Below are 21961 nucleotides of genomic sequence, written 5' to 3'. Positions count from 1 at the left end.
CTATGTAAGCGGATTTGGTGAAAAGAACCAGAGGGCGCGCGGCAAATCCGAAATCTGCGGCCAAATCCTGCAGCCAGTTTGTAAGAACACTTGGCAAAAGCCAAGGGACCAGGTGGCGGGCGGTCTGGTCACGCAGTTTGTTCAGACGCCGGGCAGTGCCTTGCCGATGGTGATGGCCTGCGGGGAAATCTCGGTGGCGTAGATCAGCCGTTCCACCCCTGCCGCCTGGGCGCGCTTGAAGGTTGCCGCATAGGCCGGATCGATATCTGCCGCTAGGGCGAACCGGTCGCAATCGGTGCGCTGTACCAGATAGAACATCACGGCGCGATAGCCTTGGTTAGCCATGTTTGCCAGTTCGTTCAGATGTTTGGTGCCGCGCGCCGTGACGCTGTCGGGGAACTCTGCCAGCCCCGGTTGGCGCGACAGGGTGACGCTTTTGACCTCGACATAACAATCGGGCAGACCGGGCTGGGACAGCAGAAAGTCTATCCGGCTGTTATCGCCATATTTTACTTCGGGGCGCACCGTCTTGTAGGCGGCTAACGCGGGGATTTCGCCAGCCATCAGGGCGGCCTTCAGGGCACGATTAGGCACCGAGGTATCAACGCCGGTAAAAGTCCCATCATCATGCTCCACCAGCCGCCAGCCGTATTTCAGCTTTTTCTTTGGATCATCATTGGGTTCCAGCCAGACCACCATGCCCGGTTCGGCCAGCCCCATCATAGAGCCGGGGTTGGCGCAGTGGGCGGTGATTTCGCGACCATCCGCCAGGCGGCAATCGGCAAGAAAGCGTTTGTAACGACGCAGCAGGGTGGCGCGGATCAGCGGTGTGGTAAAGTCCATGCGCCTTTGGGTAACGCAGGCGGCGGGGATGTCAATCTATCACGGGAAAACTATCAGTAGGCCGGGTGGATCTGCACCGGGTCTTTGCGGGCAATTCGGCGCAATTGCCGACTGGGGCAGGATGGCGTCTTGCTCTCAAGGCAGGAGAAGCTATCCTGCAGAACAGGCCAGACTCAGAGCCGCAACATGGAGCGAACGAATGCCCAACCCCAGTGCAGCGATGCTGGTCATCGGAGATGAAATCCTGTCCGGGCGCACCCGCGATACCAACACACATTTTCTCGCCACCGAACTGACCAAGCAGGGCATCGACCTGAAGGAAGTGCGCGTGGTCAGCGACGAGGCATCGGCAATTGTTGCGGCAGTTCAGGCGCTTAGCGCTGGATACGATCACGTGTTCACCAGCGGCGGCATTGGGCCCACCCACGATGATATTACCGCCGACTGTATTGCCCAGGCCTTTGAGGCGCATCTGGATGTGCGCGAGGATGCCCGCGCGATCCTGGCGGCCCATTATGCCAACTCTGGCCAGGAGTTGAACGCCGCCCGCCTGCGCATGGCGCGGATCCCTGACGGCGCGCTTCTCATTGACAACCCGGTGTCTTCGGCGCCGGGGTTCAGCCTAGGCAATGTGCATGTAATGGCCGGGGTGCCAATGGTGTTTCAGGCCATGGTGGCCAGCGTGCTGCCAGGGCTGAGCGGCGGCGCGCCGCTCTTGTCGCAGAGCCTGCGCCTGATGCGCGGTGAGGGCGATATCGCGGCCTTCCTGTCGGATCTCGCGGCGCGCCACAGTGATGTTTCGATCGGGTGCTATCCGTTTCAGCACAATGGGGCCTATGGTGCCAATGTGGTGATCCGGGGCCAGGAGGGCGCGGCGGTTGATGCCGCCATGAGCGAACTGGCACAGGAGATGGGCCTATGACCGATGCATCGGCTGATGCTGACAGGGATGCCCTGACAGATCCCAAATACTACGAGGTGGTCGAGGCCACCTGGCCGCCTGCGAGCAAACGCCGCCTGGGTCCTGTTACGCTGCGCGAAGGGCAGGGGGCGGGCAGCCGGGTTTCGGCCGCCAGCGTCGAGGGTCCGGCCACTGAGGCCGAGATTACAGAGGCAGAACAGGCGATGCGTGCCATGGGGCAAAGCTGCCTTTTCATGATCCGCGATGGCCAGGCAGAGCTGGACGCCCAACTGGCGGATCGTGGCTATGCGATCAAGGATCCGGTCAACCTCTGGACCTGCCCGATTTCCCTGTTGACGCAGGTTGAAATCCCCCGCGTCACCACCTTTGCGCTTTGGTCGCCGTTGGAAATCCAGCGCGAGATCTGGATTGCCGGCGGGATCGGGATGGAACGGCAGGCGGTGATGGAGCGGGTATCCGGCCCCAAGGCTGCCTTGCTGGGGCGCTATGATGACAAGCCGGCCGGCGCCGGGTTTGTTGCGGTGCATGATGATGTGGCCATGGTGCATGCGCTTGAAATCCTGCCCCACCAGCGCCGCCGTGGCATGGGGGTCTGGATGATGCGGCAGGCCGGGTTCTGGGCCGCCGAGGCTGGCGCGCAGGAAATGGCGGTGCTCTGCACCAAAGCCAATACCGGCGCAAACAAGCTCTACGCATCCCTCGGCATGACCTGCTGCGGACAGTATCACTATCGCCATTTGCCAACAGGAGAGTAATTGACCATGACCGAGGAAACCGCCCCCACCGCACTGGACCTGCCGCCGCTAGATCCGCTGCCTGCTGGCATGCAGAAATATTTCAATGTCTGCCAGGATAAGCTGGGCATGGTGCCCAATGTGCTGCGCGCCCATTCTTTTGATGAAAACAAACTGAATACATTCAGTGCGCTCTATAACGAGCTAATGCTGGGTGACAGCGCATTAAGCAAGCTGGAGCGCGAGATGATCGCGGTGGTGGTTTCGGCCGTAAATAGCTGTTTTTATTGTCTCGCAGCCCATGGCGCGGCGGTGCGCCAACTGTCGGGCGACCCCAAGCTGGGGGAAATGCTGGTGATGAATTACCGGGTGGCCCCGCTGGACGCCCGGCAGCGGGCGATGCTGGATTTTGCCGTCAAGGTGACCAAGGCCAGCGCCGAGATCGAAGAAAGCGACCGTGCCGCCCTGCGCCAGGTTGGTTTCACGGATCGTGATATCTGGGACATTGCCAATGTGACCGGTTTTTATAACATGTCCAATCGGGTTGCCTCAGCCACGGGGATGGCGCCGAACGACGCCTATCACGCCCAGTCTAGATGACATCTGGCCAGATCACGCCAGGCCAGGCTGGCTTTGGCCCGTCAAAGCAACGCCCTGTCGGCCTTGTGTCCCTTGTTCTTGCTGCTGTGCTGGGCGGGGGGCTTTGGGTGGTGGCACCCCCGGTTCTGGCAGAGGGCGACGCGGCAGTGGCAGAGATGGATTTGCAACTGCCCGCAGGGGCCAGCCTCAGATCGCGGCGGGAAACGGCATTGGGCAGCTATGCCCTGCCGATAGGCCCCTATTCCGAGCAGGGCATCCCGCAGCGCCTGGCCGAAGGACGAATTCTGCGGCGTAGTTGGCAGCTGGAGGGTGAAGCCACGGTGCTGCAGGTGCTGGATCTTTTGCGCAGCCAACTGGTGGCGCAGGGCTACGAGATCCTGTTCCAATGCGCCGCGCGCCAGTGCGGCGGTTTTGATTTCCGCTTTGGCATCGAGGTGATGCCAGCCCCTGATATGGTGGTCAGCCTGTCGGACTATCACTTTCTGGCCGCGCAGATCCCGGACAGCCCCGAACCGCAGCTGGTTTCCGTTCTGGTGTCGCACAGTGGTGAGGCCAGCTATATTCAGCTGATCGAACTTGGCCCGCCAACCGAACCACCGCTGGCGGTTGCAGGCGCAGAACAACCCGCGCCCAAGGCGCCCCTGCAGCTGCGGCAGCAATTGTTGCAACAGGGTCATGCGGTGCTCAAGGGGATGGCCTTTAATACCGGGGCGGTCACCCTGGGGCAGGGCGCAGGTCCCAGCCTGGAACGGCTGGTGGCATTCTTGACAGGCCAGCCAGAGGCCAGAATTCTGATTGTCGGCCATACGGATACGGTTGGCGGGCTGGCGGATAATGTCGCGCTATCGCAACGCCGTGCTGCATCGGTGAAAGAGGCCCTGGTGCAGGAATACGGTATTGAGGCTGATCGCATTGAGGCCGCAGGTGCCGGCTATATGGCGCCTTTGGCCAGCAATCTGACGGTTGAGGGGCGCGAGACAAACCGCCGGGTCGAAGTGGTGCTGCTGTCCAACTAGGCTGGGCCCGACTGCCCCTGCTGCTGCGGCGGGCTGAAGGTGGCACAGCCCCTGCCTGGGCAGGGGCTGTTGCACGCTGGGCGGTGCCAAGGGAAACGTCAGATCCCGCCCGGCAATTTGTCCCCGATGTCGGCAAGCTATCTCGCCATACGGGGCCTAGTTCGACTGGGACCAGTTCATTGCGTCCTTGTCGGCAAAGGCATGTGCCAGAAAATCAATGAAGGCGCGCACTTTGGGCTGGGTAAACTTTCCGGGCGGGTAGACCGCATAGATGCCCTGGGTTTCCATTGGCAGGCTGGGCATGACGTCTTCGACCAATCCTTCGGCCATCGCCTCGGAATAGAGATAGCTGGGCAGATAGGCGATCCCAAGCCCGGAAATCGCCGCGTTAAGCAGGGATTGTCCGTCATTCACCGATAGCCAGCCGGAGGTGCGCACCTGGCGTTTTTCGCCGGATGGCGCGGTGATTTTCCAGACATTGCCGCTGGACTGGTTGGAATAATGCAAAAGCTTGTGACTGTTCAGATCGTCAATCTTTTGCGGGCGGCCAAATTGTTCCAGATAGCTGGGCGAGGCGATCATGCGCTTGTTGGTTTCGGTCAGCTTGCGTGCCTTCAGGGAGCTGTCTTCCAGCTCGCCAATCCGAAGGGCCATGTCGAACCCTTCCGAGATCAGCTCGACATAGCGGTTGTTGAGCACCATGTTGACGGTGATATCGGGAAAATCGCGCAGAAAGTTGGACAGAACCGGCGACAGGTGATTGACGCCAAAATCGGTGGCCACTGAAATACGCAGCAGGCCTGATGGCGCGGATTGCATGGAAGAGACCAGGGCGTCGGCTTCTCCGGCATCATTCAGCACCCGGCGGGCACGATCATAATAGGCGAGACCAATTTCTGTTGGCGATACCCGTCGGGTGGTGCGGTTCAGCAGTCGTGCACCCAATCGGGTTTCGAGGCTGGAGACATGTTTGGAAACGGCGGATTTGGAAATCCCCATCTTTTTTGCCGCATCCGTGAACCCGCCTTGGTCCACGACATTGGCAAAGGCCTCCATTTCGGTCAGTCGATCCATTTGCGGGGTCCTTGTTGTGCATTCTCTGAGCCTTGGTTTGGCGCCGAATTCTGGCAAGAACGCGGCGGGGGTGGGATAATTGCAGGGTTTTTGCCGGATCGTTTGCATTGTGGAAACGGTGGCGACCGGTTGGGCCATGGGCAGTACATGGCTTACACAACCGCTTAGCTGCGCAGTGGGGCATGATCAGGCTGCAGGCCCTGCGGGGAGATAGGGGGCTGCGTAGATTAAAATGTGAACGAAAAGGTAGGAGTATTCGTCCAGTTGTGCCCAAGAAGTAGGCGGAAAATAACTGAATCTATACCTGTCCCCGGCACAGTAGTTCCCAACTGGACATCATGGTCCCGGCACTAATTCTTGAGGGTAAGCTAAATGCATCGTTTCTCTTTGCGGACACAGATTTTTATTTTGGGGGGCATCTTTGTCGTAATGCTTTCTGCAATTGCGGCAACATCCTGGCTGGTTAGCAATCGTTTGACCGATAGCATCTATCAATCCCGCGTGGTGGTGGCACAACTCAAGAGCCTCGATGACATGAAGGAAGATATCGAGCAGGGTCTGGCGGATCTGCTGGCGTATACCGGGGGCGATGCCAAGGGACTTGCCGGGCTGCGTGGCAACATCGAAGAGGTGGTTGCGGAGGTCGCCGCCGCCGAAGGTCGTTTCGTTTCAGTCTCTATCGAGAGTGCAAAGCAGCAAGATGTCTTTGATGCGGTAATGGCGCTGCAGCCCACTCTGGATGGGTTTGCAGCCACAACCGCACGGCTGGAACAGGCCGAACCAGAGGCCCGCCGCGATATTGCATATGGTGAGATTATTCCTGCGATCTCTTCGCTGCGTGATGGGGTTGATGTGCTGCAAGACACGATGGGGCAACGCAAGCAGCTGGTTGAGGATCATATCACGGCCTTGATCGCGCGCAGTGAGGCGATTCAATTGGGGACCAGTCTGGCGGCGATGATTGGCTCTCTGGTCATGGCGCTGGTCTTTGGTCAGTTGCTAAGCCGTCCGGTGGTTGAGGCTGCAAATGCGGTCAGCCGATTGGCCGAGGAAGACTATAGCAGCGAGATCGAAGATACCCACCGGCGTGATGAGTTGGGCGCAATTGCCCGCAATCTTGCTGCGCTGCGCGACAGGCTGGGCGAGGCGCAGACCATCGAGGTGCGCAATCAGGAAGAAAACAAGCGCCGGGTAGAGCTGTTTCAGACCCTCAGCAGTGCTATGGCGCATCTGAAATCTGGCGATATGCAGCAGCGTATCACCGCAGGAGACTGGAGCGATCTGGGCGAGAGCTATGAGATGCTTTGCATTGATTTCAATGATCTGGCCAATGCCATTGGTGGGTTGGTTGATGAATTGCGCACCAGCTCCCGTGCAGTAGACGAAAACGCACGTGGCCTGTCGACCATGTCTGATGAGATGTCACACCGGGCAGAGACTCAGGCCGCAACCCTGGAAGAATCTGCTGCTGCACTTGAACAGCTGTCAGCCAGCGTTCAATCCGCTGCAGAACAGGCCCAGGCCGCAGATCAGCAGGCCGCCGAAGGCCGCAGACGTGCCGAACAGGGCGGTGAGGTGATGCAAGAGGCGATGCAGGCGATGACTTCGATTGCGGAATCGTCGGAAAGCATCAGCAAGATCATCACCGTAATTGACGATATAGCCTTTCAAACCAGCCTTCTGGCGTTGAATGCAGGGGTAGAGGCCGCCCGCGCAGGTGAGGCCGGTCGCGGCTTTGCTGTTGTTGCCTCGGAAGTGCGTAGCCTGGCCCATTTGGCAGCGAAATCTGCCAGTGACATCAAGGGGCTGGTCACCAACAGTTCGACGCAAGTGTCCGAAGGCGAGCGCCTGGTGCAGGCCACCAGTGAAACTCTGGCTCAGATCGTTGAGAGTGTGACTAGCGTTTCTGGCTTGGTATCTTCCATAGCGTCTTCTGCGACGGAACAGGCGTCGGGTCTGCGCGAAATCAACGTTGGCGTTGCCCAGCTGGACAAGGTCACCCAAGAAAATGCAGCCATGGTTCAAGATACCAGCAACGCCAGTCAGACGATGCGGAACGAAGCCTCGCGGCTGACGGATCTGTTGCAAAAGTTTGCCGGCGAATCAGGGGGCGACAAGCCCGAACGCCTGATCGCCTGATCTTGCCACCACTGGAAACAAAATGGGGGCACCGCGCCAGTATGCGGTGCCCCCGCCTTATGTTGCGGGGCTTGTTGTCCGCGTTACAGCGTGGCTGCCAGGCGAGTGCCCTGATTGATTGCGCGTTTGGCATCCAGCTCGGCAGCAACATCGGCACCGCCGATGACATGGCAGGAAACTCCCTTGGCCTCTAGCGCATCCGCAAGGCTGCGGTCGGGCACCTGCCCGGCACAAAGTACATAGGTTTCAGCGGCGATCACCGTGGGGTTTTCCCGCGCCTCGCCAAAGCTGACATGCAGGCCCTCGTCGTCGATGCGTTCATAGTTGACGCCGCCGACAAAGTTTACCCCCTTCATTTTCAGCGTTGCACGGTGGATCCAGCCGGTGGTCTTGCCAAGCCCCTTGCCATGGGCCTGCTTCTTTCGCTGCAACAGGGTGATGTCGCGGGCTGGTGCCTCGGGCTGTGGTCCTTCGGGGGCGAGGCCGGCGCGGTGTTCTGCCGGGTCGGTAACGCCCCATTCCTTCATCCACAAGGGCAGGTCTTTGGTTGGGCTGGTGCCTTCGTGCAGCAGGTATTCGCTGACGTCAAAGCCAATGCCGCCAGCGCCAATCACCGCAACCGTCTTGCCGACGGGTTTCTTGTGGCGCAGCACGTCGATGTAGCTCAGCACTTCGGGCCGGTCCTGGCCAGGAATGGTCGGGTCGCGGGGAATGACACCGGTGGCAATGATCACCTCATCAAATCCGGTCAGATCATCAGCTGTGACGCTGCGCCCCAGTTCCAGGGTGATCCCGGCCTCGGACACCATGGTGCGATACCAATCTACAAACCCCCAGAATTCTTCCTTGCCGGGCACCTGTTTTGCCATGTTGAGCTGGCCGCCGATCTCATCCGCCCTGTCAAAGAGGGTGACCCGGTGGCCGCGCTCGGCCGCCGCCAGCGCGGTTGACAACCCGGCAGGACCGGCGCCCACAATCGCCACGGATTTGATGACATCCGCCTTGCCAAGCACCAGCTCGGTCTCGTGGCAGGCCATGGGGTTGACCAGGCATGAGGTCAGCTTGCCGCCAAAAGTATGGTCGAGGCAGGCCTGATTGCAGCCGATGCAGGGAGCAATCTGATTGCCCTTGCCGGCCTTGGCCTTGGCAACAAAATGCGCATCCGCCAACATCGGTCGCGCCATTGACACCATATCGGCGCAGCCGGTGGCCAGCACCTCTTCGCCCACTTCCGGCGTGTTGATCCGGTTCGAGGTGATCACCGGGATCGAGACCTTGCCCATCAGTTTCTTGGTGACCCAGGCAAAGGCCGCGCGCGGAACGGATGTGGCGATTGTTGGAATGCGCGCTTCGTGCCAGCCAATGCCGGTGTTGATGATGGTGGCACCAGCCTTTTCGACCTCTTGCGCCAGTTGCACCACCTCATCATGGGTCGAGCCATTGGGCACCAGGTCGATCATCGACAGGCGATAAATGATAATGAAGTTGGTCCCAACGGCCTCGCGGGTGCGGCGGACCACTTCGATGGGCAGGCGCATGCGGTTTTCATAGGATCCGCCCCAGCGGTCGGTGCGCTTGTTGGTATGGGTGACCAGGAACTGGTTGAGAAAATAACCCTCGGAGCCCATGATCTCCACCCCGTCATAGCCCGCTTGCTGGGCAAGCACGGCAGCATTGACGATATCGGCGATTTGCTTCTCGATGCCTGCTTCGTCCAGCTCATGTGGCGGAAAGGGGGAGATTGGCGATTTCACCGGGCTGGGGGCAACGCATTTTGGCCCATAGGAATAGCGGCCTGCGTGCAGGATCTGCATGGCGATCTTGCCGCCAGCCTCATGCACGCGCTGGGTGACAATGGCGTGGTTGGCAGCGTCTTCTTCCGTGGTCATCATTGCCGCGCCGGGCAGGACAGAACCTTCAAGGTTGGGGCCAATGCCGCCGGTGACCATCAGCGCGACATCGCCGCGGGCACGTTCCGCGTAGAATTCGGCCACCCGGTTCCAGTCCTTGGTTTCTTCCAGCCCCGTGTGCATAGAGCCCATAAGCACGCGGTTCTTTAGTGTGGTAAATCCAAGATCCAGCGGCGCCAGAAGATTTGGGTACGCAGTCATGACACTCTCCCTTGCAGTTGCGGTGAAATTGCCCTGCGGGCGGGCGCTTGTCACGCCTCAACGCGGCGTCACCCCCTTGCCTGCCCCGGCGACACCGGGTCTAAAGGGGCGAAATCACTTTCCTGCATCGGCACCTTCGAACGCCGCCCCTAGCCAAGGACCCCCAGATGACGCCGCAAGAGATCGCAAAGCTGCCCTACCGCCCCAATGTCGGTATCATGCTTATCAATGCCAAGAATGAGGTTTTTGTGGCGCAGCGCAAAGACCGGTTTCAGGATGCCTGGCAAATGCCGCAAGGTGGGATCGACCGGGGCGAAGACGCCCGCCTTGCGGCCCTGCGGGAGCTGGAAGAAGAAACCGGAGTGACCCAGGATCTGGTTGAAATCATCGCCGAAAGCGACGGTTGGCTGCCCTATGAACTGCCGCATGACGTGGTGCCAAAGTTCTGGGGCGGCAAGTATCGCGGCCAGGAACAGAAATGGTATCTGATGCGCTTTCTTGGCCGTGACGAGCAGATCAATATCGAGACCGAGCACCCCGAATTTTCGGCTTGGTGCTGGCAGCCGGTGGATCAGCTGGTGGAAAAGATCGTCCCCTTCAAACGCGAGGTCTATGCCCGCGTTGTTCAGGAATTTGAGGCGCATCTGTAAGCGCCCCATATCCTGGTGGGGCACTAGGGCTGCGGTGCGGTTTTGGCACGAAAGAGGCGTAGCTTCGTCTGCCCCAGCCAAAGGCTGAACAGGGTCAGCGCCGCGCCTGCGATTTGCAGCGGGGTCAGGTGTTCCGCCAGGATGATCCAGCCCAAGAGCACCGCGGACAGAGGGCTGAGCACGCCCAGCAGGGAGACCTTGGCAGGTTCAATCCGCGACAAGCCGCGAAACCACAAGATATAGGTCAGTGCGCCGCCAATCAGGCTCATGTAGGCCAGGCCGATCACATTGGCACTGGTGAAACTGGGAACGGTGTCCAGCCCGAACAGGGCAAAGGGGATCAGCAGCAGCCCGCCGGCGGTCAGCTGCCAGGCGGTAAAGGTAAGCGGTGGCACCGGCGGCTGCCATTTGCGGGTCAAGACCACACCCGCTGCCATCGAGGCCGCGCCGCCCAATCCTGCCAGAATACCCCAGAGATCAAGGGTTGCCGCCGGAGACAGCACCAGAAGCGCCACGCCGACAATGCTAAGTCCTGCAGCGAGCAACGCGGCGGGGCGGATGGGGGTGTTCAACATATAGGCCGAGAAGAACACCACCAGAAGCGGCTGCGCTGCGCCCAGCGTTGCGGCAACTCCGCCGGGCAGACGATAGGCAGACACAAACAACAGGGTCCAGAACAGCGAAAAGTTCAGGGCCCCCAGTACCAAGAGCCGGGGGATCCAGTTCAGCGGTGGCAATTGCCGCACGACAAGCAGCAGTAACAGCCCGGCGGGCAGGGCCCTCAGCAGCGCCACCAACAGCGGGGACTGGCCGGGCAGTAGGCTGGTGGTGACGATGTAGCTGCTGCCCCAGATAGCCGGGGCAAGCGCGGTAAGGATGAGATCCAGTCTGGGCATTGGGGGCTCCTGCGAGTTATCTTGATGTCGAGATAATTGATTTTATCTTGACGTCAAGATAAAAGATGCCCAGAGATCGATCATGGACCATGTAGATTTTATCACTGACCAATGGGCGCAAGAGCGGCCCGACCTGGATGTCAGCGCCATGGCGATCATCGGACGGGTGGCCCGGCTGTACCTTGCCTATCAAGAGGGGATGCAGGTGACCTTTGGCCGGTTTGGTCTGAATGCGGCGAAATTTGATGTGCTTGCCACGCTGCGCCGCTCTGGCGCGCCATATCGGCTGTCACCGGGGGCTTTGCTGTCTGCAACGATGGTGGCCTCGGGGACCATGACCAACCGCATTGCCCGGCTAGAGGCCGACGGCCTGGTGCTGCGCCAGATCAATCCGGGTGACAGTCGCAGTTTTCTGATTGAACTCAGCCCCGAGGGGCTGGCCCTGATTGACCAGGTGGTCGAAGAACATGTGGCCACGCAAGAGCGCCTGCTTGCGGCGATGTCCCAAGACGAACGCAGCACATTTAAGACTTTGCTGTCCCGGGCGCTGGTTGCTGCGGAACAGGCCTAACGCGCTGGCTAGGCCTGTTCCGCAGGCATCTTGGGGTTACAGAAGCCCTGCGTCGCGCAGAAGTTCCGTCATATTGGCCTCTGGCCGCGGGCCGATATGGCTGATGACTTCGGCGGCGCAGAGGTTGCCGATCTTGGCGCAGGTTTCCAGATCACGCTCGGTCGCCAGGCCAAACAAGAAACCAGCGGCAAATTGATCGCCTGCGCCGGTTGCATCCACAGGCACCACGGTTTTTACCGGTACATCCAGGCGCGTCTCGCCGCTGATCACAGTGACGCCATCGCCTGATCGGGTGCAGATCACCAGCGGACAGATCGCGCTGGTCTTGGCCAGGGCCGTCTCCAGATCATCGGTTTCAAACAGAGATTTGATTTCGTCCTGATTGCCGATGACAAAATCCAGATCATGTTCGATCAGTTGCAGGAAATCTGCGCGGTGGCGTTCAACACAAAACGGATCCGAGATGGCAATGCCGGATTTGCCGCCGCTCTTGCGGCAATCGCGCGCAGCTTCCAAAAAGGCTGACTTGCCCTTGTCTTTGTCAAAGAGATAGCCTTCCAGGAACATGATCTGGGCATTGCCGGCCACCGCGTCGGGCACATCGGCGCTGCTCAGCTCGGAAGAGATGCCAAGATAGGTGTTCATCGACCGTTCCCCATCGGGGGAGACAAAGATCATCGAGCGCGAGGTCGGCAGCTCTCCTCCGGTGACTGGCGGATTGACGAAATCGACGCCCTCTTCATTCATCGCATTGGCATAGAAATGTCCCAGGGCATCGTCGTGTACCCGGCCAATAAAGGCCGCATCCAGGCCCAGGGTGCCGGCGCCAGCGATGGTATTTGCTACGGATCCACCTGGCGTCTGTACCCGACCTTCCATCGCGCCATAAAGCACCTCGCCCCGCTCCCGCTCGATCAGCTGCATGATGCCTTTCTCAATGCCCATATGGGCCAAAAAACTGTCATCGCTTTGCGAGATTACGTCGACAACAGCATTGCCGATGCCAACGATCTGGTAGGTTTTCATAGGTTCTTGTCCTCATATTGACAGAGATCGCGGATCAGACAGGTGCCGCAAAGCGGTTTGCGTGCTTTGCAGTGATAGCGGCCGTGCAGGATCAGCCAATGATGTGCATGTTGCTGAAAGTCAGCGGGAATATTATCTTCGACGGCGCGTTCCACCGCATCGACGTCCTTGCCTGGCGCAATGCCGGACCGGTTGCCAACGCGAAAGATATGGGTGTCCACCGCCTGGGCAGGCTGATGCCACCACATGTTCAGCACTACATTGGCGGTCTTGCGGCCAACTCCCGGCAGCGACTGCAGTGCGGCGCGCGAATTTGGCACCTCACCGCCGTAGTCATCTACCAAAATCTGGCTGAGCTTGATGACGTTCTTGGCTTTTTGCCGAAACAGGCCAATGGTCTTGATATGTTCGGTGACGCCTTCCAGTCCCAGATCCAGCATTTTCTGCGGAGTGTCCGCGATTTTGAACAGGGCGCGGGTGGCTTTGTTGACGCCAGCATCGGTTGCCTGCGCCGACAGGGCCACAGCCACCACCAACGTATAGACATTGACATGCTCCAGCTCGCCCTTTGGCTCTGGTTCTGCTGCCTGAAACCGCGAGAATATCTCGCGGATGGTATGATAATCGAGTTGTTTTGCCATCGCGGGTCTTAATGCCTTTTGGCGTGGCCCTGCGCAAACAAAAAAGGCGTACAGGGTTTCGAAGTCCTTGCCTTGCAACGGTCTGGCCTGCGATTTTGTGCTTCGCGCAGGTTTCGGGTCGCCGGGGTTGGTGGCCAGCCGCTATGCTGGGGCAGAAGGCGACAGGGGAAAGCAGATGACCATCCAGCCAAACGAAGAAAGCTATCACTATGGTGTGATGCGCCGCGCCATCGAATTGATTGATGCCGGTGGCGATGAACTGCCCCTGGAAGATCTGGCGCGGCAGATGGGGATGAGCCCGGCGCATTTTCAGCGCCTGTTTTCGGCCTGGGTGGGGGTCTCTCCCAAACGCTATCAACAATATCTGCGGCTGGGTCATGCCAAGACCCTGTTGCGCGACCGCTTTTCCACCCTTGATACCGCCCATGCGGTTGGGCTGTCGGGATCTGGCCGGTTGCACGATCTGTTTCTGCGCTGGGAAGCCATGAGCCCGGGCGAATACGCCCGCAAAGGCGCCGGGTTGGAGATCTTGTGGGGCTGGTTTGACAGCCCCTTTGGGCTGGCCCTGGTGATGGGCACTGACAAGGGTATCTGCGGGCTGGGTTTTGCGGCGGAAACCGGGGCAGAGCCAACCCTTGCAGATCTGCGTGGGCGCTGGCCGCAGGCCCGCTTTGTCGAAGACCCCACGGCGCTGCGCCCGCTGGTGGATACGGCCTTTGCCCAGAAGGGCGAAACCAAGCTGCATCTGATTGGCGCGCCACTGCAGATAAAGGTCTGGGAGGCGCTGCTAGCGATCCCCGACGGCCATGTTACCAGCTATTCGGAAATTGCCAGGTCCATTGGCGCTCCCAAAGCCGTGCGCGCCGTTGGCACTGCCGTTGGCCGTAATCCGGTCAGCTGGTTGATCCCCTGCCATCGCGCCCTGAAGAAATCCGGTGAACTGGGCGGCTATCATTGGGGGCAGCCAGTGAAACGCGCGATCCTGGCCTATGAAAGCGCTCGCAGCGAGGATACGGCCCGTCCCCGCATGCCCGCGCAGAGCTGAAAGCGCGGCACTTGCGCAGGTTTCCGCCCAGATTCCTGCTAGGGAGGTTGAGCCAATTGCCACCAGGCATGATATAACGGCGTGATGGCGCAAACCCTGTGTCAATTGAGCAGAAAAATAGGTGTCGAAATGACCATTTTGAAAATTTCCAGCGCGGGCCTTCTGGCCGTGACCCTTGGGCTCTCGGCCTGCACCGATACGGGCGATATCCGTCAGCCCGGCAATAAAGAGCGCACTGGCTTGATCGCGGGGGCGCTTGTGGGGGCCGGTCTTGCGGGGATTTCCAATTCCAGCAACAAGGGCGCGGCTGTGGCGGGTGGTGCTGTCGCCGGGGCGCTGGTCGGCGGCCTGATCGGCAACCAGCTGGACAAGCAAGAGGCAGAGCTGCGCCAGAACCTGTCCAATTCTGACATCAGCATCGTCAATACTGGCGATCGGCTGATCGTTTCCCTGCCCAATGATCTGACCTTTGCCACCGATAGTTCGGCCATTTCCCCCGCCGTTCAGGGCGATCTGCGTCAGGTTTCGCAGAGCCTGGTGAAATATCCCAACAGCGCGGTGCAGGTGATTGGCCATACTGATAGCGACGGTGACGCGACCTATAACCAGGCCCTGTCAGAGCGGCGGGCAAATACCGTGGCCGATCAGGTGCAGGCGGGCGGCGTGCCCTATAACCGGCTGCAGATCTTTGGCCGCGGCGAAGAGCAGCCGGTGGCCAGCAATCTGACGACCGAGGGCAAGGCGCAGAACCGCCGGGTTGAAATTGTCATTGTCCCCACCTCTGGGTGAACCCGCGCCTTTGGGCGAGGGGCTGAAAGCCCAAGCGAGGGGTCGCATGTGATGCGGCCCTTTTTCATTGCCCTTTCTGCAGTTGCGCAGGTGCTGCCCGACGCTAAGATGGCTTCATGACTGACAAACAAGCTCCCGCCGCGCCGCCAGGCGCCGAAGATTTTCCAGGGACAGCGCAGATCCTGTGCGCCTGTGATGTGATGGATCCAGCCCGTGCCGCCGCATTGCAGGTGGCACTGGGCCTGACGCCGGACATCACATCCGGGTCCGCGCTGCCGCCGTTCTTTCATCAACTGTATTTCTGGACCCCCGTCGCGCCAGAGCAGCTGGGCAGGGATGGGCATCCGGGGCGCGGCGCATCCGGGTTGATCCCGGACCTTGGCCTGCCCCGGCGTATGTGGGCAGGGGGGCGCTTGCGTTTTGAACGCCCGCTGCTGGCCGGACAAGAGGCGGAAAAACGTTCCTGCGTTGAACACGTGGGGCGCAAACAGGGGCGCACTGGCCCGCTGGGTTTTGTCACGCTGCGGCATGAGATCTGGCAGGCAGGGGTACTGTGCGTGCAGGAATGGCACGATCTCGTCTACCGCGAAGACCCGGATCCATCCGCTGCCAAACCAGTCCCACCGCAGGCGCGTGCCGATGAAGAGGTGGCTCGCAGCGTGCAGTTCAGCTCGACCCTGTTGTTTCGCTATTCAGCTCTGACCTTCAATGGCCATCGGATCCACTATGATCAGGACTATGCCCGCGACGTGGAAGGCTATGCCGGATTGGTGGTGCATGGTCCGCTTTTGGCACAGCAGTTGATGCTTTTGGCAGAGGATCTGATGGGGCCGTTGGCAGAGTTCTCATTCCGTGCCACCGCGCCATTGATGCATTTTGAAGCGGCGACCCTGTGCTGCAACGGGACAGACCTGTGGGTGCGGGCACCGGATGGGCGCCAATGTATGCAGGCCAGTGCGGTCCCGGCCAGTGCTGTTGGATAAGGCTGCCGGACAGCGCCTACAGATTATCGCTGACGGCAAAGCCTGCCGGGATTGCATCCACCCCATCCAGCATCAGATCTGCCATGACGCTGGCGACCTTTGGGGCCATGCCAAAGCCAATCTTGAAGCCGCCATTGGCGATGAAATGTCCGGGTCGATCCGGCCACTGCCCCAGCATGGGGGCGCGGCTCTTGGCTCTGGGGCGCAGCCCGGCCCAGCGTTCGATCACGGCCGCATCTGCCAGCACCGGAACTGCCGCCCGCGCCCGTGCGATCACCGCATCGAGCTGGGCATCGGTGCTGGTCGGGTCGTCATAATCGCGCTCGCTGGTTGATCCTATCGCCACCGTGCCATCCGCATGCGGGATGATATGCAGCCCATCCGCATAGAGCTGGGGCACCGCACCCGCATCATAGCGCAGCAGTGCCGCCTGCCCCTTGACCCCATTGCCCAGGGGGCGGTCAAAGGCGATGTTCAATTCTTGCAGCCCTGCATGGCCCTTGGCATGCAGCACCAGCCCGGCATCGGGGGCATCGCGCAGGATGGGAACTCTATGCGCGGTCAGTGCGGCCACCAGCGCGGCGCAGGATTGGCGCGGATGCAGCCGACCGCTCAGACTGTCCTGTACCACCAGGCCGGTGGGGCTGGGCGGGCACCAGGGGCCCAGGTCCGTGACCGGACGGACCTGCCATTGCGCCTGCCCTTGCCAGAGATCCTTGGCCGAAATGGCGCGCTGATGGGCCAGCTCTACCGCGCGCGCGTCTTTCAGCGGCTGCAGCCGACCGCAGCGCCCATAGCCAGCCGAGAGATGGCCTGCGGCCTCGACCTCGGCCCAGAACGTGGTGGCCATCAGCAGGCTTTCCAGCTGAAACTGTTTCTTTGGGTTCCAGTTCTCTGGCACATGTGGGGCCAGCGCCCCTACGATCCCACCGCTGGCCCCGGCGCCGGGGCCTTGCGGGTCGACCACCTGAACGCGGGCACCGCGCTGGGTGCAGGCCCAGGCAATCGCAAGCCCAAAGGCGCCAGCGCCGCGCACTGTGATATCTGCCATTGCCATTTTTCCGACCTTTCGCCAGTGTCACGTCAGCTGCACGGAGCTGCGATTCAGCGCGCACCAGCTTCAGATATCACTTAGGGGAAAATGGCATGACAGACCAGCAGGCCCGGCTCAGCTGGCGGGACGAACGTATTCCCGTCTCGGATCAGTTTGATGACCCCTATTTTTCGATACACAACGGGCTGGCTGAAACCGCCCATGTCTTTTTGGGCGGCAATGATCTGCCAGGGCGGTTTGCGCCGGATTTCCATGTCGCGGAACTGGGCTTTGGCACCGGGCTGAACATGCTGGCGACTTGGCGCGCCTGGGAAGAAAGCGGCCAGAGCGGCGCGCTGCGCTTTACCAGTTTCGAGGCCTATCCCATGCTGCCTGCGGATATGGCGCGGGCGCTGGCGGCCTTTCCCGAAATCGCGCCCTGGGCCAGCCGTTTCCTGGATCACTGGCAGGGCAGCGGTCGCTGTGATCTTGGCACACTGAGGCTGGAAATGATCAAGGGCGACGCCCGCAGGTCGCTGCCAGAGTGGACAGGACGGGCAAATGCTTGGTTTCTGGATGGGTTCTCTCCGGCGAAAAACCCAGAGTTGTGGCAAGAGGATCTGCTGCAACAGGTGGCCAAGCATACAGCAGCTGGTGGATCGCTGGCCACCTATACGGCGGCAGGCTTTGTGCGGCGCGGACTGGAGACGGCAGGCTTCAGCGTGACACGGGTGCCAGGATTTGGCCGCAAAAGACATATGACAAAGGCAACGCTTGCATGAGCTCAATCGCAACGGACCCCAAACCGCAGAGCAACAATGTGCCAGCGGGCATTCTGCTGATGATTGCCGCCACGATTGTTTTTGCCCTGCAGGATGGCATGTCCCGCCATCTGGCGGGCACTTATAACACCTATATGGTGGTCATGGTGCGGTATTGGTTTTTTGCCGCCTTTGTCCTGTGCCTGGCCCTGCGTGCGCCCGGCGGCATTCGCGCGGTTGCCCGTACCCGCCAACTGGGTTTGCAGGTGTTTCGCGGGGTGCTTCTCGTGGCGGAGATATGCATTGCTGTCTATGGCTTTACCCTGTTGGGCCTGGTGGAAAGCCAAGCGGTCTTTATCTGCTATCCACTCTTGGTGGCGGCGCTAAGCGGCCCGGTCCTGGGCGAAACCGTCGGCTGGCGTCGTTGGGCCGCGATCGGGGTAGGGCTGATTGGGGTCCTGATCATTCTGCAGCCGGGGGGCGGGGTCTTCAACCCGGCGGCGGTCATTCCCTTTGTCGCGGCCCTGATGTTTGCGCTTTATGGGTTGATCACCCGCTATGTCGCGCGCCAGGACAGTACCGCCACCAGCTTTTTCTGGACCGGAACCGCTGGCATGGTCTTTATGACCTCGATCGGGGTCTGGTTCTGGGAACCGATGAGCCAGCAAGACTGGCTCTGGATGGCGTTGCTCTGCGTCTCTGGGGTTGCGGGCCATTGGTTGTTGATCAAATGCTACGAGATGGCCGAGGCCAGCGCGGTGCAGCCCTTTGCCTATTTTCACCTGATCTGGGCCGCGATCCTTGGGGTCAGCATCTTTGGCGAAGTTATTCGCCTCAATGTGGCCACCGGCGCGGCCCTGATCATGGTGGCAGGCCTATTCACCCTTTGGCGCGAAAGCCGCAAGGCTCGCGCCTGATAGCTCTTGTGAGAAGGGGATGGGCAGCGGGGTTTTGCCCAGCCGGGCGCGATAGACGGGCAGGCTCTCGGTGACGCGCATCACGTAGTTGCGCGTCTCGTTAAAGGGGATGTGCTCGATCCAATCAATTATATCAGGGTCGCCGTCACGCGGATCGCCGTAGCGTTCCATCCAGGCGGTGGGGCGATGGGGGCCGGCGTTATACCCGGCGGCCATCAGCACCACATTGCCATTGAACCTGCCTGCCAGCCCAGCAAGGTACTGGCTGCCCAGTCTGGCGTTATAATCCCATTCTGCGGTCAGGCGGCTGGTGTTGTGCTTGTCCAGAATGTCCAGTTCGCCTGCCACCAGCTTGGCCGTGGCAGGCATCACCTGCATCAATCCGCGCGCCCCGGCATGGCTGATGACCCTTGGGTCAAACTCGCTCTCACGGCGGGCGATGGCCAGGGTCATTTCCGGTGCCATTGGCAGAGTTTTTGTCGCAACCGGGTGCAGCGGATAATAGGCCCCGTGCAGTTCTATGCCGACCTGCGCTGCACGCTTGGCAATCATCACTGCTAGATGGGGTTCGTTGATATCCACCGCCATCTGGCCCAATTGACGCGCCTGATCGGCGGGCAGGCTTTCCACCTGATGGGTGAAAAAACGCTCAGCCAGGGAAAGGTCGCCCGCCTGCATCAGCAGAAATCCAGCCTCGATAACGGAGGAGTCCATAAACGCAGCGCTGCGCCAGGGAGGCTGTTGCGGTGGCGCAGCAAGCGCCGGATCAAAGCCGCGCCCCAGAGCCTGCGCTGCCAAAAGCCCATAGAATGAACTCTGATAATTGGCGGCCTTGGCATAGGCCGCATGCGCCTTGTCCACCTTGCCTTGGGCCGCATGGGCGCGTCCCAGCCAATAGCCGCCACGCCCGACAGAAATCGGTGTCTCAACCGAGGCTAGGAAACGTTCAAAATGATAGGCTGCCAATTCGGCATCCTTGAGTTTGCGCAGTGCAATATAACCGGCCAGCCATTCGCAATCGGAATAACCATAGCCCGCGTCAGGCGCGGCAAAATGATGCGCCGCCAGTTGATAGGCCCGCTCGTTTTCGCCATCGCGCATCAACTGACGGGCCAGATCGCGGCGCCGACGCAGCCATTTTTCCGGCTGCCCCAGGGCCTCGGTGCTGGTACTGCGATCCATCATCAGGGTAATCGCGTCCTCTTGCCGCCGTTTTTGATCGCGCCAGGCAAAGCGATCATAGGCCAGGCCCGGATCGCCTTGCTGCTGGGCGGGGATGGCTTCGATCTTGGCATCAACCCCGGCGGCCTGCTTTTGCAGGGCAATGCGGGCCTCTGCCAGGGCGCGCGGCCCCTCTGCGACCAGGGGCAACATGCGACTGGCGCTGACATCATGGCCATCCCACAACAGCTGACTGATCCGTGCCGCGTGATGTGGTTGCAACAGCGCGGCGTGATCGGCCAGATAGGCGGTCTGGGTTTCCTCGCTCATCGGCATTTTCTGCCAGGCGCGGATCAGCTCTGCCTCGCCCTCCGCCTGATTGCCCTTGGCAAAATGCGCCCGCGCCAGGCTGGCGGCCCCTTCCGGTGTCTGGGGGGGCTGATCGGCAAAAAATGCGCGCACCCGGGCGTGGGATTTCTCGATGATCAGCTCTTCGTTGCGCCGCCGCAGATAGGGCAGGCCGGGCCAGTCAGGACGGCGCACCAGAAATGCCTCCACATCCGCCGCCGTGCCTTCCTTGGCCCGCAGCCGGTGCCATTCAACGATGTCATGCGCCACCGTGGTCTGCATCCCAACGGCAGTCAGGGCCTCTGGCCATTTCTCCGCACGGACCAACTCCAATGCGCGCTGCAAGGGGGTTGCCTGAGCTTTTGTAACAGATCCAAAGGAAAGGATCAGCGATATCATGAGGAGAATGCGTGTCATGGCTTGCTTTTATAGTAGATCCGAGGATAGAGCCATTGACGATAATCCGTGTGTGGTTGGGATCAACTCGAAAACCAATCACGCGTACACTGATGGCGGGCCTCCGCCTGCCAGACCCAACTCAAAGGGAGCGCACCCATGTTTAAAGGCTCTATGCCAGCCCTCGTCACCCCGTTGCAAAACGGCGCGTTGGATCTGGATGCGCTTAAACGCTTGGTAGACTGGCACATTGCTGAAGGCTCCAGCGGGCTTGTCCCGGTTGGAACCACCGGTGAAAGCCCGACGCTCACCCATGAAGAACACGAGGCAGTGATCGCCGAGGTGGTCAAGGCCGCCGCAGGCCGGGTGCCGGTAATCGCCGGTGCCGGCTCCAACAACACGGTTGAGACGATTCGCTTCGTTGAATTTGCACACAAGGTCGGCGCAGACGCGGCGCTGGTGGTCACCCCCTACTACAACAAGCCAACACAGCGCGGGTTGCTGGCGCATTTTCAGGCGGCTCATGACTGCGCCGATGTACCGATCATCATCTACAACATCCCCGGCCGTTCCGTCGTCGATATGACGCCCGCCACCATGGGCACCCTAGCAAAACTGCCTCGGATCATCGGTGTCAAGGATGCCACAGGCGATATCGCGCGGGTCAGCCAGCAGCGCGCTTCTTGTGGGGCCGATTTTGTGCAGCTCTCGGGCGAAGATGCCACTGCGCTGGGCTTTAACGCCCATGGTGGTGTTGGCTGTATTTCGGTCACCGCCAACGTGGCGCCACGCCTCTGTGCAGAATTTCAGGCAGCAACGCTCGCTGGTGATTATTCCAAGGCACTTGAATATCAGGATAAACTGATGCCCCTGCATGAGGCGATCTTTATTGAGCCGGGCCTTGTTGGTGCCAAATATGGCCTCAGCAAGCTCGGCCTGTGCAGCGAAGACGTCCGCTCGCCCCTGACTGGCCTGGAAGATGCCACCAAGGCTGCAATCGACGCTGCCATGGTGCACGCCGGCCTGCTGTAAGTCTCAGCCCGGATTATTCTAAAATAGAACAGGCCCTGCAGCTCTGCAGGGCCTGTTTCGTTTGCGCAGTCCCCAGTACCGCGACCCCATCTTCATCTTACGCAAAATACCTCGGGGTGAATGCGCCGTAGGCGCAGAGGGGTTGACCCCTAAAGGTATCGCCTATGATCATCCCGCTTGAATTTGGGGCGCAGTCAAAGCGCCGTTCAGGTGTTGCGTCTTGTCTGGCATGCGGGGCTTGCAGATCCGCTGCAGCCTCCCAACTTTGATCGC

General features: G+C 60.5%; 21 protein-coding genes. 13 read left to right on the top strand and 8 right to left on the bottom strand.

The genetic code is table 11. The annotated features are described in order from the left end of the window. Positions 1 to 141: 141 nt before the first annotated feature. The gene (gene sfsA / locus ACN0VH_RS10160; protein ID WP_278922803.1) at positions 142 to 843 is read right to left on the bottom strand and encodes a DNA/RNA nuclease SfsA; all 702 of its coding nucleotides are present in this window, start codon (positions 841 to 843) and stop codon (positions 142 to 144) included. A gap of 199 nt (positions 844 to 1042) precedes the next feature. Between sfsA and ACN0VH_RS10155 the strand changes: the two genes are divergently transcribed. The 4 genes from ACN0VH_RS10155 to ACN0VH_RS10140 are packed head-to-tail and all read left to right on the top strand — an operon-like array spanning position 1043 to position 4115. Then, complete coding sequence (locus ACN0VH_RS10155) at positions 1043 to 1765, top strand: competence/damage-inducible protein A (protein ID WP_232402851.1); 723 nt, start codon at positions 1043 to 1045, stop codon at positions 1763 to 1765. Beyond that, complete coding sequence (locus ACN0VH_RS10150; protein ID WP_417700545.1) at positions 1762 to 2520, top strand: GNAT family N-acetyltransferase; 759 nt, start codon at positions 1762 to 1764, stop codon at positions 2518 to 2520. Before ACN0VH_RS10155 ends, ACN0VH_RS10150 begins: the two co-directional genes overlap by 4 nt. A gap of 6 nt (positions 2521 to 2526) precedes the next feature. Then, positions 2527 to 3099: a peroxidase-related enzyme gene (locus ACN0VH_RS10145; RefSeq protein WP_278922805.1), complete on the top strand. Its 573-nt coding sequence runs from the start codon at positions 2527 to 2529 to the stop codon at positions 3097 to 3099. Further along, positions 3096 to 4115, top strand: a complete 1020-nt coding sequence (locus tag ACN0VH_RS10140) for an OmpA family protein (protein ID WP_278922806.1) — start codon at positions 3096 to 3098, stop codon at positions 4113 to 4115. The genes ACN0VH_RS10145 and ACN0VH_RS10140 overlap by 4 nt, the downstream gene beginning before the upstream one ends. 156 nt (positions 4116 to 4271) lie before the next feature. Here the strand turns inward: ACN0VH_RS10140 and ACN0VH_RS10135 are convergent, their stop codons facing one another. Then, positions 4272 to 5189 carry a LysR family transcriptional regulator gene (locus tag ACN0VH_RS10135; protein ID WP_278922807.1) on the bottom strand — a complete coding sequence of 306 codons (918 nt, stop codon included), beginning with the start codon at positions 5187 to 5189 and terminating at the stop codon, positions 4272 to 4274. A gap of 474 nt (positions 5190 to 5663) precedes the next feature. Here ACN0VH_RS10135 and ACN0VH_RS10130 point away from each other — a divergent pair, with 474 nt between their 5' ends. Then, positions 5664 to 7328, top strand: a complete 1665-nt coding sequence (locus ACN0VH_RS10130; protein ID WP_278922808.1) for a methyl-accepting chemotaxis protein — start codon at positions 5664 to 5666, stop codon at positions 7326 to 7328. An 83-nt stretch (positions 7329 to 7411) separates the two neighbouring features. Here the strand turns inward: ACN0VH_RS10130 and ACN0VH_RS10125 are convergent, their stop codons facing one another. Next, positions 7412 to 9439, bottom strand: a complete 2028-nt coding sequence (locus ACN0VH_RS10125; protein ID WP_417700544.1) for an FAD-dependent oxidoreductase — start codon at positions 9437 to 9439, stop codon at positions 7412 to 7414. A gap of 167 nt (positions 9440 to 9606) precedes the next feature. Here ACN0VH_RS10125 and ACN0VH_RS10120 point away from each other — a divergent pair, with 167 nt between their 5' ends. Next, the gene (locus tag ACN0VH_RS10120; protein ID WP_278922810.1) at positions 9607 to 10089 is read left to right on the top strand and encodes an RNA pyrophosphohydrolase; all 483 of its coding nucleotides are present in this window, start codon (positions 9607 to 9609) and stop codon (positions 10087 to 10089) included. A 23-nt stretch (positions 10090 to 10112) separates the two neighbouring features. On the opposite strand, the gene ACN0VH_RS10115 is transcribed toward ACN0VH_RS10120, so the two are convergent. Continuing rightward, positions 10113 to 10985, bottom strand: coding sequence for an EamA family transporter (locus ACN0VH_RS10115; protein ID WP_417700543.1), 873 nt, complete (start codon positions 10983 to 10985; stop codon positions 10113 to 10115). Positions 10986 to 11067: 82 nt separating this feature from the next. On the opposite strand from ACN0VH_RS10115, the gene ACN0VH_RS10110 reads away from it, so the two are divergent. After that, the gene (locus ACN0VH_RS10110; RefSeq protein WP_278922812.1) at positions 11068 to 11556 is read left to right on the top strand and encodes a MarR family winged helix-turn-helix transcriptional regulator; all 489 of its coding nucleotides are present in this window, start codon (positions 11068 to 11070) and stop codon (positions 11554 to 11556) included. Between the two features lie 36 nt (positions 11557 to 11592). On the opposite strand, the gene ACN0VH_RS10105 is transcribed toward ACN0VH_RS10110, so the two are convergent. Together ACN0VH_RS10105 and nth are read right to left on the bottom strand one after the other, a co-directional pair. Beyond that, complete coding sequence (locus ACN0VH_RS10105; protein ID WP_278922813.1) at positions 11593 to 12582, bottom strand: adenosine kinase; 990 nt, start codon at positions 12580 to 12582, stop codon at positions 11593 to 11595. Next, positions 12579 to 13223 carry an endonuclease III gene (nth, locus tag ACN0VH_RS10100; RefSeq protein WP_278922814.1) on the bottom strand — a complete coding sequence of 215 codons (645 nt, stop codon included), beginning with the start codon at positions 13221 to 13223 and terminating at the stop codon, positions 12579 to 12581. Before nth ends, ACN0VH_RS10105 begins: the two co-directional genes overlap by 4 nt. Positions 13224 to 13398: 175 nt before the next feature. On the opposite strand from nth, the gene ACN0VH_RS10095 reads away from it, so the two are divergent. From ACN0VH_RS10095 to ACN0VH_RS10085, 3 genes are all read left to right on the top strand, one after another. Further along, positions 13399 to 14268, top strand: coding sequence for a bifunctional transcriptional activator/DNA repair enzyme AdaA (locus ACN0VH_RS10095; protein ID WP_278922815.1), 870 nt, complete (start codon positions 13399 to 13401; stop codon positions 14266 to 14268). 129 nt (positions 14269 to 14397) lie between these two features. Next, a complete protein-coding gene (locus ACN0VH_RS10090) occupies positions 14398 to 15057 on the top strand; it encodes a YiaD family glycine zipper/OmpA-like lipoprotein (RefSeq protein WP_417700542.1) in 660 nt (219 codons plus the stop codon). A 200-nt stretch (positions 15058 to 15257) separates the two neighbouring features. Further along, entirely contained in the window at positions 15258 to 16040 is a 783-nt protein-coding gene (locus ACN0VH_RS10085) for an HTD2 family dehydratase (RefSeq protein WP_417700598.1), read from the top strand. A gap of 16 nt (positions 16041 to 16056) precedes the next feature. Here ACN0VH_RS10085 and ACN0VH_RS10080 read toward each other — a convergent pair whose 3' ends face one another. Next, positions 16057 to 17097: an NAD(P)/FAD-dependent oxidoreductase gene (locus ACN0VH_RS10080; RefSeq protein WP_278922817.1), complete on the bottom strand. Its 1041-nt coding sequence runs from the start codon at positions 17095 to 17097 to the stop codon at positions 16057 to 16059. Between the two features lie 89 nt (positions 17098 to 17186). Here ACN0VH_RS10080 and mnmC2 point away from each other — a divergent pair, with 89 nt between their 5' ends. Both mnmC2 and ACN0VH_RS10070 read left to right on the top strand, forming a co-directional pair. Continuing rightward, positions 17187 to 17855 carry a tRNA (5-methylaminomethyl-2-thiouridine)(34)-methyltransferase MnmC2 gene (gene mnmC2, locus ACN0VH_RS10075; protein WP_417700541.1) on the top strand — a complete coding sequence of 223 codons (669 nt, stop codon included), beginning with the start codon at positions 17187 to 17189 and terminating at the stop codon, positions 17853 to 17855. After that, positions 17852 to 18751, top strand: coding sequence for a DMT family transporter (locus tag ACN0VH_RS10070; protein ID WP_417700540.1), 900 nt, complete (start codon positions 17852 to 17854; stop codon positions 18749 to 18751). Before mnmC2 ends, ACN0VH_RS10070 begins: the two co-directional genes overlap by 4 nt. Here ACN0VH_RS10070 and ACN0VH_RS10065 read toward each other — a convergent pair. Next, positions 18710 to 20677: a lytic transglycosylase domain-containing protein gene (locus ACN0VH_RS10065; RefSeq protein WP_417700539.1), complete on the bottom strand. Its 1968-nt coding sequence runs from the start codon at positions 20675 to 20677 to the stop codon at positions 18710 to 18712. The genes ACN0VH_RS10070 and ACN0VH_RS10065 overlap by 42 nt on opposite strands. Before the next feature lie 138 nt (positions 20678 to 20815). On the opposite strand from ACN0VH_RS10065, the gene dapA reads away from it, so the two are divergent. After that, entirely contained in the window at positions 20816 to 21688 is an 873-nt protein-coding gene (gene dapA / locus ACN0VH_RS10060) for a 4-hydroxy-tetrahydrodipicolinate synthase (RefSeq protein ID WP_278922821.1), read from the top strand. Positions 21689 to 21961: the final 273 nt, after the last annotated feature.

Origin of the sequence: Pseudophaeobacter sp., from assembly GCF_048267565.1 — a bacterium.
GTDB lineage: Bacteria > Pseudomonadota > Alphaproteobacteria > Rhodobacterales > Rhodobacteraceae > Pseudophaeobacter > Pseudophaeobacter profundi.
The sequence above is the reverse complement of the archived record's forward strand: the minus strand, read 5'-3'. Positions and strand labels throughout refer to the sequence as shown.

Excerpts from the sequence above, each read along its gene's own strand:
- sfsA (WP_278922803.1), bottom strand. The coding sequence starts at position 843 with ATGGACTTTACCACACCGCTGATCCGCGCCACCCTGCTGCGTCGTTAC.
- ACN0VH_RS10155 (WP_232402851.1), top strand. The coding sequence starts at position 1,043 with ATGCCCAACCCCAGTGCAGCGATGCTGGTCATCGGAGATGAAATCCTG.
- ACN0VH_RS10150 (WP_417700545.1), top strand. The coding sequence starts at position 1,762 with ATGACCGATGCATCGGCTGATGCTGACAGGGATGCCCTGACAGATCCC.
- ACN0VH_RS10145 (WP_278922805.1), top strand. The coding sequence starts at position 2,527 with ATGACCGAGGAAACCGCCCCCACCGCACTGGACCTGCCGCCGCTAGAT.
- ACN0VH_RS10140 (WP_278922806.1), top strand. The coding sequence starts at position 3,096 with ATGACATCTGGCCAGATCACGCCAGGCCAGGCTGGCTTTGGCCCGTCA.
- ACN0VH_RS10135 (WP_278922807.1), bottom strand. The coding sequence starts at position 5,189 with ATGGATCGACTGACCGAAATGGAGGCCTTTGCCAATGTCGTGGACCAA.
- ACN0VH_RS10125 (WP_417700544.1), bottom strand. The coding sequence starts at position 9,439 with ATGACTGCGTACCCAAATCTTCTGGCGCCGCTGGATCTTGGATTTACC.
- ACN0VH_RS10120 (WP_278922810.1), top strand. The coding sequence starts at position 9,607 with ATGACGCCGCAAGAGATCGCAAAGCTGCCCTACCGCCCCAATGTCGGT.
- ACN0VH_RS10115 (WP_417700543.1), bottom strand. The coding sequence starts at position 10,985 with ATGCCCAGACTGGATCTCATCCTTACCGCGCTTGCCCCGGCTATCTGG.
- ACN0VH_RS10110 (WP_278922812.1), top strand. The coding sequence starts at position 11,068 with ATGGACCATGTAGATTTTATCACTGACCAATGGGCGCAAGAGCGGCCC.
- ACN0VH_RS10105 (WP_278922813.1), bottom strand. The coding sequence starts at position 12,582 with ATGAAAACCTACCAGATCGTTGGCATCGGCAATGCTGTTGTCGACGTA.
- nth (WP_278922814.1), bottom strand. The coding sequence starts at position 13,223 with ATGGCAAAACAACTCGATTATCATACCATCCGCGAGATATTCTCGCGG.
- ACN0VH_RS10095 (WP_278922815.1), top strand. The coding sequence starts at position 13,399 with ATGACCATCCAGCCAAACGAAGAAAGCTATCACTATGGTGTGATGCGC.
- ACN0VH_RS10090 (WP_417700542.1), top strand. The coding sequence starts at position 14,398 with ATGACCATTTTGAAAATTTCCAGCGCGGGCCTTCTGGCCGTGACCCTT.
- ACN0VH_RS10085 (WP_417700598.1), top strand. The coding sequence starts at position 15,258 with ATGGATCCAGCCCGTGCCGCCGCATTGCAGGTGGCACTGGGCCTGACG.
- ACN0VH_RS10080 (WP_278922817.1), bottom strand. The coding sequence starts at position 17,097 with ATGGCAATGGCAGATATCACAGTGCGCGGCGCTGGCGCCTTTGGGCTT.
- mnmC2 (WP_417700541.1), top strand. The coding sequence starts at position 17,187 with ATGACAGACCAGCAGGCCCGGCTCAGCTGGCGGGACGAACGTATTCCC.
- ACN0VH_RS10070 (WP_417700540.1), top strand. The coding sequence starts at position 17,852 with ATGAGCTCAATCGCAACGGACCCCAAACCGCAGAGCAACAATGTGCCA.
- ACN0VH_RS10065 (WP_417700539.1), bottom strand. The coding sequence starts at position 20,677 with ATGACACGCATTCTCCTCATGATATCGCTGATCCTTTCCTTTGGATCT.
- dapA (WP_278922821.1), top strand. The coding sequence starts at position 20,816 with ATGTTTAAAGGCTCTATGCCAGCCCTCGTCACCCCGTTGCAAAACGGC.